Below are 13,707 nucleotides of genomic sequence, written 5' to 3'. Positions count from 1 at the left end.
CCGAGCTGCTGGAACTGGTCGAAATGGAAGTCCGCGAGCTGCTGAGCAAGTACGACTTCCCGGGCGACGACACCCCGATCATCTCGGGTTCGGCCCGCCTGGCGCTGGAAGGCGACCAGAGCGACATCGGCGTGCCGGCCGTGATCAAGCTGGTCGAAGCTCTCGACAGCTGGATCCCGACCCCGGAGCGTGACGTCGACAAGCCGTTCCTGATGCCGGTGGAAGACGTGTTCTCGATCTCGGGCCGCGGCACCGTGGTGACCGGTCGTATCGAGCGCGGCGTGATCAAGGTCGGCGAAGAAATCGAAATCGTCGGCATCCGTCCGGTGCAGAAGACCACCGTGACCGGCGTCGAAATGTTCCGCAAGCTGCTGGACCAGGGCCAGGCAGGCGACAACGCCGGTCTGCTGCTGCGCGGCACCAAGCGTGACGACGTCGAGCGTGGCCAGGTTCTGGCCAAGCCGGGTTCGATCAAGCCGCACACCAAGTTCGACGCCGAAGTCTACGTGCTGTCGAAGGACGAGGGCGGCCGCCACACCCCGTTCTTCAAGGGCTACCGTCCGCAGTTCTACTTCCGTACCACCGACATCACCGGTGCGGTTGAGCTGCCGGAAGGCGTCGAGATGGTGATGCCGGGCGACAACATCAAGATGGTTGTCACCCTGATCAACCCGGTCGCCATGGACGCCGGCCTGCGCTTCGCAATCCGCGAAGGTGGTCGTACCGTCGGTGCCGGCGTCGTCGCCAGCATCCTCGAGTAAGCCTGCAAAGCCGGCGGTTGCATAGCGCTGCCGGTCGGGCGAGTGGCGGGCCGGGAACCTCGGTCCGCCTTCGCCGTCTAAGGGAAGGCAAGTTTCAATCTGTACGCCAGTAGCTCAATTGGCAGAGCAGCGGTCTCCAAAACCGCAGGTTGGGGGTTCGAGTCCCTCCTGGCGTGCCATCTGCCCACCTTACCCAGCGGTTCGGCCGCTAAAGCAGACATAGCCTGATGAATAGCAAGATCGAACACTCCAAGGACACCTCCACCCAGGGTGGGGATATCGTCAAGTACGCCCTCGCCACGCTGCTGGTGCTGGCTGGTCTGTTCGTCTGGTTCTGGTTCTCCGCTGACTCTGGTCGCGCTGCCCAGCTGGGCGCGTGGACGGGTCAGCTGCGTGCGTTGGCCGTCGTCGTGGGTCTGGCCGGTGGTATCGGCGTGTTCCTGCTGACAGGCAAGGGTCGTGATACCCGCGAATTCCTCTCCGAGTCGCGCTTCGAGCTGCGCAAGGTGGTCTGGCCGACGCGCCAGGAAGCCACCCGCATGACCTGGGTCGTGATGGTTGTGGTGATCATCCTCAGCTTGCTGCTGGGTGGATTCGATTACGTCATTCAGCGGCTGGTCCAGCTGTTCCTGACCCGCTAAGGAGATTTGCATGAAGCGTTGGTACGTCGTTCACGCCTATTCGGGCTTCGAGAAGTCGGTTGCGCAGGCCCTGCGTGATCGCATCGTCCGTGATGGCATGGAAGAGCGCTTCGGCGATGTCCTGGTCCCGACCGAAGAAGTGGTCGAGATGCGCGCCGGCCAGAAGCGCCGTTCCGAGCGCAAGTTCTTCCCGGGTTACGTGCTGGTCCAGATCGAGACCCACGAAGAAGCCGGCATCCCGCGCATCGACAACGAAAGCTGGCACCTGGTCAAGGAAACCCCGCGCGTCATGGGCTTCATCGGCGGCACCGCCGATCGTCCGCTGCCGATCGCCGATTCCGAGGCCGAAGCCATCCTGAACCGCGTTCAGGAAGGTGTCGAGAAGCCGCGTCCGAAGGTGCTGTTCGAGCCGGGCCAGATGGTCCGCGTTACCGACGGCCCGTTCAACGATTTCAATGGCGTCGTCGAAGAAGTCAACTACGAGAAGAGCCGTCTGCGCGTCTCGGTGCTGATCTTCGGTCGTGCCACTCCGGTCGAGCTCGAGTTCGGCCAGGTCGAAAAGGCCGTCTGACCTGTCGGTAGAGTCGAGCTTGCTCGACTTTGCAGATCAGTCGAGCAAGCTCGACTCTACGGAACCAGGAACCGGGCTCAGCCCGGTTTCGTTCGTTTATATGCTGCTTCAGGCATGTGAAGAAAAAACCTGTTATAGTGCGCGGCTCCCCGCTGGGAAGCCAGCAGGACGAGGCCGCCGCAAGGTGGCCTTCAGCATGATTTCAAAACGCGATGCCGGGACGCGTGATTCCCGGTCCGATGGGGAGCCTGTTGTCGCAAGGCGCTAGCACCCGGAGAGCATACTCATGGCAAAGAAAGTTGTCGGTTACATCAAGCTGCAGGTGAAGGCCGGTCAGGCCAACCCCTCGCCGCCGGTCGGTCCTGCGCTGGGTCAGCGCGGCCTGAACATCATGGAATTCTGCAAGGCGTTCAACGCTGCCACGCAGAAGCTCGAGCCGGGTCTGCCGGTTCCGGTGATCATCACGGCCTACTCGGACCGTACGTTCACCTTCATCACCAAGAGCACCCCGGCCACCACCCTGCTGAAGAAGGCCGCTGGCATCTCGTCGGGCTCCAAGCGCCCGAACACCGAGAAGGTCGGCAAGGTCACCCGTAAGCAGCTGGAAGAGATCGCCAAGGCGAAGGAACCGGATCTGACTGCCGCCGATCTGGACGCCGCCGTGCGTACCATCGCTGGCTCTGCCCGTTCCATGGGCCTCGTGGTGGAGGGTTAATCAGATGGCACAGAACAAGCGCGAAAAGGCCATCAAGGCCGCCGTTGTCCCGGGCAAGTCGTACGCCTTCGAAGACGCGATCAACATCCTGAAGACCGCCACCAAGGCCAAGTTCGTCGAGTCGATCGACGTTGCTGTGCGCCTGGGCGTCGATGCGAAGAAGTCCGACCAGCAGGTCCGTGGCTCCACCGTGCTGCCGGCGGGTACCGGCAAGTCGGTCCGCGTCGCTGTCTTCGCTCCGGCCGGTGCCAAGGCTGACGAAGCCCTGGCCGCTGGCGCCGAAGCCGTCGGTATGGACGACCTGGCCGAGAAGATGCAGGCCGGCGATCTGAACTACGACGTCGTCATCGCGACCCCGGACGCCATGCGCGTCGTCGGTAAGCTGGGCACCGTGCTGGGCCCGCGCGGCCTGATGCCGAACCCGAAGGTCGGCACCGTTTCCCCGAACCCGGGTGAAGCCGTGAAGAACGCCAAGTCGGGCCAGGTCCGTTACCGCACCGACAAGGCCGGTATCATCCACTGCACCATCGGCAAGGCCGACTTCGCCGAAGACGCGCTGAAGTCGAACCTGACCGCGCTGCTGCTGGACCTGATCAAGGCCAAGCCGGCCACCTCGAAGGGCACGTACCTGCAGAAGGTTTCGGTCAGCTCGACGATGGGCCCGGGCGTCACCGTCGACCAGTCGTCGCTGACCCTGAAGTAATTGTTTCAAGCGGTCACGGTACCCTCGGGCACCGTGACCGTGACATTTGAAGGCATCGCCAGCCGTACATCGCTGGTGGTAGCCGTCAAAGACCGCAGGCGCGGTCGTGGCAATACCGGCGACGGGCACGGAAGCTCGATATGGCAGGGAGTCGCCGCCGGAGCAGCAATGACCGCTTAATCGATTCTTCGGAATCAACCTGCGTAGATGGTGCCCTTCTGGAGTTTTTCTGGTTCACGCATTTCCGGGATTTTCCCTGATTGCCATCCAGGTCTGGAACGGCCCACCCCCCGGAACATCATTCCGATGTTCCCGGCGTCCAGGACGGATGCCGCACAGGACCGCGCACGGCAGGAGCCGTAAGCGGAGTTCAATTGGAGGAGTGCAATGGCTCTCAATCTGTCCCAGAAGCAAGAAGTAGTCGCGGAGCTGGCAGAAATTGCTGGTAAGGCACACTCCTTGATCGCAGCCGAATACGCTGGCACCACGGTCGCCCAGATGACCGCGATGCGCAAGCAGGCTCGTGAAACCGGCGTTTTCTTGAAAGTTGTCAAGAACACCCTGGCTTCGCGTGCCGTTGAAGGCACCGAGTTCGCAGTCGCACAGGACCAGATGGTTGGTCCGCTGCTGTACGCGTTCTCGCTCGAGGAGCCCGGTGCAGCCGGTCGCCTGATCAAGGACGCCGCCAAGGGCAACGACAAGCTGAAGGCTAAAGTCGTCGCCATCGGTGGCGAAGTGTTCCCGGCAAGCCACGTCGACGTGTTGGCCTCGCTGCCGACCCGTGACCAGGCCCTGGCAATGCTGGCACGCGTCCTGACCGAACCGGTCACGATGTTCGCCCGCGCCATCAAGGCCATCGGTGACAAGCAGAACGGTGGCGAAGCCGCTGAAGCTGCTGAACCGGCCGCCGAGACCGCCTGAGTTTCGACTATTTAGTGGTTCCTTGCGGAACCTCATCCCAGAAAATCATCCAAAGGTAATTATCATGTCCCTTACCAACGAACAGATCGTCGACGCCATCGCCGAGAAGTCCCTGATGGAAGTGATGGAGCTGGTCAAGGCCATCGAAGAGAAGTTCGGCGTCTCCGCCGCTGCTCCGGTCGCCGCTGCTGTGGCTGGCCCGGCTGCCGTTGTTGAAGAGCAGACCGAATTCGTCGTCACCCTGAAGACCGCTGGCGACAAGAAGGTCGAAGTCATCAAGGCCGTCCGCGCCATCACCGGCCTGGGCCTGAAGGAAGCGAAGGACCTGGCCGAAGCCGGCGGCGTCCTGAAGGACAACGCTTCGAAGGACGAAGCCGAGAAGATGAAGAAGGACCTGGAAGCTGCTGGCGCGACTGTCGAAGTCAAGTAAGCACTTCCCTTGCATCGTCATCGATTCACGGCGATGCAGCCAAGGCTGGGGGCGTAAGCCCCCGGCCTTTGGTCGTTGTTGCGGTATCGGTTGGGTCGACTGTGTAGAGTCGACTGTCAGTCGACTGCTCCAAGTACGAAAAAAGCCCAACACGGGCTGCGGTCACATCCTCGCCAGCCAGCGCCTCGCGCGGCAGCAGGGCAGTAGATGCAGACGAGTTGGCAGTTGGAAGTAGCAAGAGAAGGCGTGCTGGTGCCGGCAATACCAGCGACTTCCAACTGACAATTTCAAGTTTCCTTCGGGTCGTGGGCGCACGGCCCGCACAACAAGGTGGAAGACCTCATGACGTCCTATTCGTTCACCGAAAAAAAGCGTATCCGCAAGGATTTCGGCAAGCAGCGCTCGATCCTCGAAGTGCCGTTCCTGCTGGCCATCCAGGTGGATTCCTACCGTGATTTCCTGCAGGAAAACATCGATCCGGCCAAGCGCGCCGATTACGGCCTGCACGCTGCGCTGAAGTCGGTCTTCCCGATCGCCAGCTACAGCGGCAATGCCGCCCTGGAATACGTCGGCTACAAGCTGGGCGAGCCGGTCTTCGACGAGCGTGAGTGCCGTCAGCGTGGCATGAGCTACGGCGCGCCGCTGCGCGTGACCGTGCGCCTGGTCATCTACGACCGCGAGTCGTCGACCAAGGCCATCAAGTACGTGAAGGAGCAGGAGGTCTATCTGGGCGAAATCCCGCTGATGACCGAGAACGGCACCTTCATCGTCAACGGCACCGAGCGCGTCATCGTCTCGCAGCTGCACCGTTCGCCGGGCGTGTTCTTCGACCACGACCGTGGCAAGACCCACAGCTCGGGCAAGCTGCTGTACAGCGCCCGCATCATTCCTTACCGCGGTTCCTGGCTGGACTTCGAGTTCGACCCGAAGGACGCGCTGTTCACCCGTATCGACCGTCGCCGCAAGCTGCCGGTGTCGATCCTGCTGCGCGCGCTTGGCTACAGCAACGAAGAGATGCTGGCCGAGTTCTTCGAGATCAACACCTTCCACATCAACCCGGATGAAGGCGTCCAGCTGGAGCTGGTGCCGGAGCGCCTGCGTGGCGAAACCCTGGGCTTCGACCTCGCCGACGGCGACAAGGTCATCGTGGAAGCCGGCAAGCGCATCACCGCGCGCCACATCAAGCAGCTGGAAGCCTCGGGCATCGCTGCCCTGGCCGTGCCGGACGACTACATCGTCGGCCGCATCCTGTCGCACGACGTGGTCGATGCCTCGACCGGCGAACTGCTGGCCCAGGCCAACGACGAGATCAGCGACGAGCAGCTGCAGAACTTCCGCAAGGCCGGCGTCGATGCGGTGGGCACCCTGTGGGTGAACGACCTGGATCGTGGCCCGTACCTGTCCAACACCCTGCGCATCGATCCGACCAAGACCCAGCTGGAAGCCCTGGTCGAAATCTACCGCATGATGCGTCCGGGCGAGCCGCCGACCAAGGATGCCGCGCAGAACCTGTTCCACAACCTGTTCTTCACCTTCGAGCGCTACGACCTGTCTGCGGTCGGCCGCATGAAGTTCAACCGTCGCGTGGGCCGCAAGGAAACCACCGGCGAAGCCGTGCTGTACGACAGCAAGTACTTCGGCGAGCGCAACGACGAAGAGTCCAAGCGCCTGGTCGGCGCCCACGGCGACAGCTCCGACATCCTGGACGTGATCAAGGTCCTGACCGAGATCCGCAACGGTCGCGGCGTGGTCGATGACATCGATCACCTGGGCAACCGTCGCGTGCGTTCGGTCGGCGAAATGGCCGAGAACGTGTTCCGCGTCGGCCTGGTCCGCGTCGAGCGCGCGGTCAAGGAACGCCTGTCGATGGCCGAGTCGGAAGGCCTGACCCCGCAGGAGCTGATCAACGCCAAGCCGGTCGCCGCTGCCATCAAGGAGTTCTTCGGCTCCTCGCAGCTGTCGCAGTTCATGGATCAGAACAACCCGCTGTCGGAAGTGACCCACAAGCGTCGCGTCTCGGCCCTGGGCCCGGGCGGCCTGACCCGTGAGCGCGCCGGCTTCGAAGTGCGCGACGTGCACCCGACCCATTACGGCCGCGTCTGCACCATCGAAACGCCGGAAGGCCCGAACATCGGCCTGATCAACTCGCTGGCCGTGTACGCCCGCACCAACAAGTACGGTTTCCTCGAGACCCCGTACCGCAAGGTCGTGGACGGCAAGGTCTTCGACGAAGTCGAGTTCCTGTCGGCCATCGAAGAAAACGAGTACGTCATTGCGCAGGCCAACGCCCTGACCAATGCCGACAGCGTGCTGACCGAGCAGTTCGTTCCCTGCCGTTTCCAGGGCGAATCGCTGCTGAAGCCGCCGGCGGAAGTCCACTTCATGGACGTCTCGCCGATGCAGACCGTGTCGATCGCGGCCGCGCTGGTTCCGTTCCTGGAGCACGATGACGCAAACCGCGCACTGATGGGCGCGAACATGCAGCGTCAGGCCGTGCCGACCCTGCGTGCGCAGAAGCCGCTGGTGGGTACCGGCATCGAGCGCGCCGTGGCGCGTGACTCCGGTGTGACCGTCAACGCCCGTCGTGGTGGCGAGATCGTGCAGATCGACGCCGCTCGCATCGTGGTCAAGGTGGTCGAGGAAGAAATCGTCGGTGCCACCGACGCCGGCGTCGACATCTACAACCTGGTCAAGTACACCCGTTCGAACCAGAACACCTGCATCAACCAGCGCCCGCTGGTCCAGGTGGGTGACGTCATCGCCCGCGGCGACGTGCTGGCCGACGGTCCGTCCACCGACATCGGCGAACTGGCCCTGGGCCAGAACATGCTGATCGCGTTCATGCCGTGGAACGGCTACAACTTCGAAGACTCCATCCTGCTCTCCGAGCGCGTGGTGGAAGAGGATCGCTACACCACGATCCACATCGAAGAGCTGACCTGCGTCGCGCGTGACACCAAGCTGGGGCCGGAGGAAATCTCCGCCGACATCCCGAACGTTTCCGAGCAGGCGCTGAACCGCCTGGACGAAAGCGGCGTGGTGTACATCGGTGCGGAAGTCCGCGCCGGCGACATCATGGTCGGCAAGGTCACCCCGAAGGGCGAAAGCCAGCTGACCCCGGAAGAGAAGCTGCTGCGCGCGATCTTCGGCGAGAAGGCTTCGGACGTTAAGGACAGCTCGCTGCGCGTTCCGCCGGGCATGGACGGCACCGTCATCGACGTGCAGGTCTTCACCCGCGACGGCATCGAGAAGGACAAGCGCGCCCGCCAGATCGAAGAGTCTGAAATCAAGCGCGTCAAGAAGGACTTCGACGACCAGTTCCGCATCCTGGAAGCGGCCATCTACATGCGTCTGCGTTCGCAGATCGTGGGCAAGGTGGTCAACGGTGGTGCCGGCCTGAAGAAGGGCGACGTCATCTCCGACGCCTACCTGGACGGCCTGAAGAAGGCTGACTGGTTCGCCCTGCGCATGAAGGACGAGGACGCTTCGGAAGCCATCGAGCGCGCACAGAAGCAGATCCAGGCGCACGAGAAGGAGTTCGAGCGTCGCTTCGCCGACAAGCGCGGCAAGATCACCGCCGGCGACGACCTCGCCCCGGGCGTGCTGAAGATGGTCAAGGTCTTCCTGGCCGTGAAGCGCCGCATCCAGCCGGGCGACAAGATGGCAGGCCGCCACGGCAACAAGGGTGTGGTCTCCAACGTGGTGCCGGTCGAGGACATGCCGTACATGGCCTCGGGTGAAACCGTGGACATCGTGCTGAACCCGCTGGGCGTGCCGTCGCGTATGAACATCGGCCAGATCCTGGAAGTGCACCTGGGCTGGGCAGCCAAGGGCCTGGGTCGCAAGATCCAGGCGATGATGGAAGCCCAGGCTGCGGTTGCCGACCTGCGCAAGTTCCTGGACGACATCTACAACCACGACGACACCAACGTGGCCAACCGTGTCGACCTGTCGCAGTTCAGCGACGAGGAACTGCTGCGTCTGGCCCGTAACCTCACCGACGGCGTGCCGATGGCCACCCCGGTGTTCGACGGCGCCACCGAAGCGGAAATCAAGCGCATGCTGGAACTGGCCGACCTGCCGAGCAGTGGCCAGACCCAGCTGTATGACGGCCGCACCGGTGAAGCGTTCGATCGCCACACCACCGTGGGTTACATGCACTACCTGAAGCTGAACCACCTGGTCGACGACAAGATGCACGCCCGTTCGACCGGTCCGTACTCGCTCGTCACCCAGCAGCCGCTGGGCGGCAAGGCGCAGTTCGGTGGCCAGCGCTTCGGTGAAATGGAAGTCTGGGCGCTGGAAGCCTACGGCGCGGCCTACACCCTGCAGGAAATGCTGACGGTGAAGTCCGATGACGTGCAGGGCCGCAACCAGATGTACAAGAACATCGTCGACGGTGAGCACGAGATGGTCGCGGGCATGCCGGAATCCTTCAACGTCCTCGTGAAGGAAATCCGCTCGCTGGCCATCAACATGGAACTGGAAGACAACTGATCCATGCCGGCGCGGCGGTCTGCCGCCGCGCCGCTGGCAGTCAACTGAAAGCCCATCGACACAGCATTCCTCCTTCTGGAGAACACCATGAAAGACCTGCTCAACCTCTTCAACCAGCAGCGCCAGACGCTGGACTTCGACGCGATCAAGATCGCGCTGGCCTCGCCGGACCTGATCCGTTCGTGGTCCTTCGGCGAAGTGAAGAAGCCGGAAACCATCAACTACCGTACCTTCAAGCCGGAGCGTGACGGCCTGTTCTGCGCCGCCATCTTCGGGCCGGTCAAGGACTACGAGTGCCTGTGCGGCAAGTACAAGCGCATGAAGCACCGCGGCGTGGTCTGCGAGAAGTGCGGCACCGAAGTGACCCTGGCCAAGGTGCGCCGCGAGCGCATGGGCCACATCGACCTGGCTTCGCCGGTCGCGCACATCTGGTTCCTCAAGTCGCTGCCGTCGCGCATCGGCCTGATGCTGGACATGACCCTGCGTGACATCGAGCGCGTGCTGTACTTCGAAGCCTACGTGGTGACCGAGCCGGGCCTGACCGCCCTGGAGCGCCGCCAGCTGCTGACCGAAGAACAGTACCTGACCGCCCGCCAGGAACACGGTGATGACTTCGACGCCGCCATGGGCGCCGAGGCCGTGTACGAACTGCTGCGCACGATCGACCTGCAGTCGGAAATGACCCGCCTGCGCGAGGAAATCGCCGCTACCGGTTCGGAAACCAAGCTGAAGCGCCTCACCAAGCGCATCAAGCTGATCGAAGCCTTCCTGGAATCGGGCAACCGTCCGGAATGGATGGTCATGACCGTGCTGCCGGTGCTGCCGCCGGACCTGCGTCCGCTGGTCCCGCTGGATGGCGGCCGCTTCGCGACCTCCGACCTGAACGACCTGTACCGCCGCGTCATCAACCGCAACAACCGCCTGCGCCGCCTGCTCGAACTGAGCGCGCCGGACATCATCGTGCGCAATGAAAAGCGCATGCTGCAGGAATCGGTCGATGCGCTGCTGGACAACGGCCGTCGCGGCCGTGCCATCACCGGCACCAACAAGCGCCCGCTGAAGTCGCTGGCCGACATGATCAAGGGCAAGCAGGGTCGCTTCCGCCAGAACCTGCTGGGCAAGCGCGTCGACTACTCGGGCCGTTCGGTCATCGTGGTCGGCCCGTACCTGCGCCTGCACCAGTGCGGCCTGCCGAAGAAGATGGCGCTTGAGCTGTTCAAGCCGTTCGTCTTCGCCAAGCTGCAGCGTCGTGGCCTGGCCACCACCATCAAGGCCGCCAAGAAGCTGGTCGAGCGCGAAGAAGCCGAAGTCTGGGACATCCTGGAAGAGGTCATCCGCGAACACCCGGTCATGCTGAACCGTGCGCCGACCCTGCACCGCCTGGGCATCCAGGCGTTCGAGCCGGTGCTGATCGAAGGCAAGGCCATCCAGCTGCACCCGCTGGTCTGCACCGCGTTCAACGCCGACTTCGACGGTGACCAGATGGCCGTCCACGTGCCGCTCTCGCTGGAAGCCCAGCTGGAAGCGCGTGCGCTGATGATGTCGACCAACAACATCCTGTCGCCGGCCAACGGCGAGCCGATCATCGTGCCGTCGCAGGACGTCGTGCTGGGTCTGTACTACATGACCCGCTCGCTGGAAAACAAGAAGGGCGAGGGCATGGCCTTCGCCAACATCGCCGAAGTGAAGCGTGCCTACGACAACCGCGTGGTGGAACTGCACGCACGCGTCAAGGTCCGCATCACCGAAGTGGTGACCGACGAAGAAGGCAACAAGCAGAACAAGACCTCGATCGTGGACACCACGATCGGTCGCGCCCTGCTGGCTGAAATCCTGCCGGAAGGCCTGCCGTTCGCGCTGGCCAACACCGAGCTGACCAAGAAGAACATCAGCCGCCTGATCAACTCCAGCTACCGCCAGCTGGGCCTGAAGGACACGGTCGTGTTCGCCGACAAGCTGATGTACACCGGCTTCGCTTACGCGACCCGCGCCGGCGTCTCCATCGGCATCGACGACATGCTGATCCCGGACGAGAAGAAGGGCATCCTCACCGAGGCCGAAGCCGAAGTGCTGGAAATCCAGGAGCAGTACCAGTCGGGCCTGGTCACCGCCGGCGAGCGCTACAACAAGGTGGTCGACATCTGGTCGCGCACCAATGAGCGCATCGCCAAGGCGATGATGGACACCATCGGTACCGAGAAGGTCGTCAACGCCAAGGGCGAGACCATCGACCAGAAGTCGATGAACTCGCTGTACATCATGGCCGACTCCGGTGCGCGTGGTTCGCAGGCGCAGATCCGTCAGCTGGCCGGCATGCGTGGCCTGATGGCGCGTCCGGATGGCTCGATCATCGAGACGCCCATCAAGGCGAACTTCCGCGAAGGCCTGAACGTGCAGGAGTACTTCAACTCCACCCACGGTGCCCGTAAGGGTCTGGCCGATACCGCGTTGAAGACCGCAAACTCGGGTTACCTGACCCGTCGTCTGGTCGACGTCGCGCAGGACGTGGTCATCACCGAGGTGGATTGCGGTACCACCGAAGGCCTGATCATGACCCCGATCGTGGAAGGCGGCGACGTGGTCGAGCCGCTGAAGGATCGCGTGCTGGGTCGCGTGGTTGCCGAGGACGTGTTCCTGCCGGGCAACGACGAAGATCCGATCGTCACCCGCAACACCCTGCTGGACGAAGCCTGGGTGGCCAAGCTGGAAGATGCCGGCGTGCAGACCATCAAGGTCCGTTCGACCATCTCCTGCGAATCGGCCTTCGGTGTCTGCGGTCGCTGCTACGGCCGCGATCTGGCCCGTGGCCACATCGTCAACATCGGTGAAGCGGTCGGCGTCATCGCCGCCCAGTCCATCGGTGAGCCGGGTACCCAGCTGACCATGCGTACGTTCCACATCGGTGGTGCGGCGTCGCGTGCGGCTGCGGTCGACAACATCACCGTCAAGACCACCGGTTCGGTCAAGTTCAGCAACCTCAAGTCGGTCGAGCACGCCAATGGCTCGCTGGTGGCAGTGTCGCGCTCGGGCGAAATCTCGGTGCTCGATGCCCACGGCCGTGAGCGTGAGCGTTACAAGCTGCCGTACGGTTCGATGATCGCTTCCAAGGATGGCGATGCAGTGAAGGCTGGCCAGACCGTGGCCAACTGGGATCCGCATAACCACCCGATCGTGTCGGAAGTTGCCGGTTTCATCCGCTTCATCGACTTCGTCGACGGCATCACCGTCATCGAGAAGACCGACGAGCTGACCGGCCTGGCGTCGCGCGAAATCACCGATCCGAAGCGTCGTGGTACCCAGGCCAAGGACCTGCGCCCGATCGTGCGCATCGTCGACGCCAAGGGCAACGACCTGTCCATCCCGGGCACCGATCTGCCGGCGCAGTACCTGCTGCCGCCGCGTTCGATCGTCAACCTGCAGGACGGCGCCGCCGTGGGCGTGGGCGACGTCGTCGCCAAGATCCCGCAGGAAGCGTCGAAGACCCGCGACATCACCGGTGGTCTGCCGCGCGTGGCCGATCTGTTCGAAGCCCGCAAGCCGAAGGATCCGGCGGTGCTGGCCGAGCGTTCGGGCATCATCAGCTTCGGCAAGGACACCAAGGGCAAGCAGCGCCTGATCATCAAGGACACCGATGGTTCGGAACACGAAGAGCTGATCCCGAAGTACCGCCAGGTCATCGTGTTCGAAGGCGAGCATGTCACCAAGGGTGAAACCATCGTGGACGGCGAGCCGAGCCCGCAGGACATCCTGCGCCTGCTGGGTGTCGAACCGCTGGCTGCCTACCTGGTGAAGGAAATCCAGGACGTGTACCGCCTGCAGGGCGTGAAGATCAACGACAAGCACATCGAGGTCATCACCCGCCAGATGCTGCGCAAGGTCGAGATCACCGACCAGGGCAGCAGCAAGTTCCTGAACGGCGAACAGGTGGAGCGCCAGCGCGTAATCGAGGAGAATGCGCGCCTGTCGACCCGCAACGAGCTGCCGGCGCACTTCGATCCGGTCCTGCTGGGTATCACCAAGGCATCGCTGGCGACCGAATCGTTCATCTCGGCCGCTTCGTTCCAGGAAACCACCCGCGTGCTGACCGAAGCTGCCGTCCGCGGCACCAAGGACAACCTGCGCGGCCTGAAGGAAAACGTCATCGTCGGCCGCCTGATCCCGGCCGGTACCGGTCTGTCGTACCACAGCAGCCGCCGCCGCGGCGCTTCGGGTCTCACCGACTCGGAGATGCAGGCCCTGACCGGCACCCCGGCAGCCGTCGAAGCTCCGGTCGTTGAAGCCGAAGCTGAACAGGCGTCTGGCGAAGAATGAGGTATCAGGTCCGGCCGCGAGGCCGGACCACCCCGTCGGTCCAACGACGGGATTGGGATAGGGCAGGGGGGTCGTCCGCGATCCTCCCGGCCAACCTGAACGGGGTTCATGGAGGCTCCCCAGTAACGTTCCAGGATCAGGAACGGGCTTGACAGGA

9 protein-coding genes and 1 tRNA gene are annotated in these 13,707 nt (G+C 63.3%); all 10 read left to right on the top strand.

All coding sequences use genetic code 11. The features are described from left to right. A partial coding sequence (locus C1926_RS04230) for an elongation factor Tu (RefSeq protein WP_159095173.1) occupies positions 1 to 761 on the top strand: 761 nt, incomplete at its 5' end. Positions 762 to 864: 103 nt separating this feature from the next. Further along, positions 865 to 940, top strand: a tRNA-Trp gene (locus tag C1926_RS04225). 48 nt (positions 941 to 988) lie between these two features. Next, positions 989 to 1,402, top strand: a complete 414-nt coding sequence (secE, locus tag C1926_RS04220) for a preprotein translocase subunit SecE (RefSeq protein ID WP_079220746.1) — start codon at positions 989 to 991, stop codon at positions 1,400 to 1,402. A 10-nt stretch (positions 1,403 to 1,412) separates the two neighbouring features. Further along, a complete protein-coding gene (gene nusG / locus C1926_RS04215) occupies positions 1,413 to 1,973 on the top strand; it encodes a transcription termination/antitermination protein NusG (protein ID WP_004154362.1) in 561 nt (186 codons plus the stop codon). Positions 1,974 to 2,259: 286 nt separating this feature from the next. Then, the gene (rplK, locus tag C1926_RS04210; protein WP_004145248.1) at positions 2,260 to 2,688 is read left to right on the top strand and encodes a 50S ribosomal protein L11; all 429 of its coding nucleotides are present in this window, start codon (positions 2,260 to 2,262) and stop codon (positions 2,686 to 2,688) included. A gap of 4 nt (positions 2,689 to 2,692) precedes the next feature. Then, positions 2,693 to 3,391, top strand: a complete 699-nt coding sequence (gene rplA / locus C1926_RS04205) for a 50S ribosomal protein L1 (RefSeq protein ID WP_079220747.1) — start codon at positions 2,693 to 2,695, stop codon at positions 3,389 to 3,391. Between the two features lie 387 nt (positions 3,392 to 3,778). Further along, the gene (gene rplJ / locus C1926_RS04195; protein WP_108758331.1) at positions 3,779 to 4,312 is read left to right on the top strand and encodes a 50S ribosomal protein L10; all 534 of its coding nucleotides are present in this window, start codon (positions 3,779 to 3,781) and stop codon (positions 4,310 to 4,312) included. 64 nt (positions 4,313 to 4,376) lie between these two features. Further along, positions 4,377 to 4,742: a 50S ribosomal protein L7/L12 gene (gene rplL / locus C1926_RS04190; protein WP_025879347.1), complete on the top strand. Its 366-nt coding sequence runs from the start codon at positions 4,377 to 4,379 to the stop codon at positions 4,740 to 4,742. A gap of 342 nt (positions 4,743 to 5,084) precedes the next feature. After that, complete coding sequence (rpoB, locus tag C1926_RS04185; protein ID WP_108758330.1) at positions 5,085 to 9,239, top strand: DNA-directed RNA polymerase subunit beta; 4,155 nt, start codon at positions 5,085 to 5,087, stop codon at positions 9,237 to 9,239. A gap of 87 nt (positions 9,240 to 9,326) precedes the next feature. Further along, the gene (rpoC, locus tag C1926_RS04180) at positions 9,327 to 13,550 is read left to right on the top strand and encodes a DNA-directed RNA polymerase subunit beta' (protein ID WP_108758329.1); all 4,224 of its coding nucleotides are present in this window, start codon (positions 9,327 to 9,329) and stop codon (positions 13,548 to 13,550) included. Positions 13,551 to 13,707: the final 157 nt, after the last annotated feature.

Source organism: Stenotrophomonas sp. ZAC14A_NAIMI4_1, assembly GCF_003086915.1.
GTDB lineage: Bacteria > Pseudomonadota > Gammaproteobacteria > Xanthomonadales > Xanthomonadaceae > Stenotrophomonas.
This window is presented reverse-complemented; position numbering and strand designations above follow the sequence as displayed.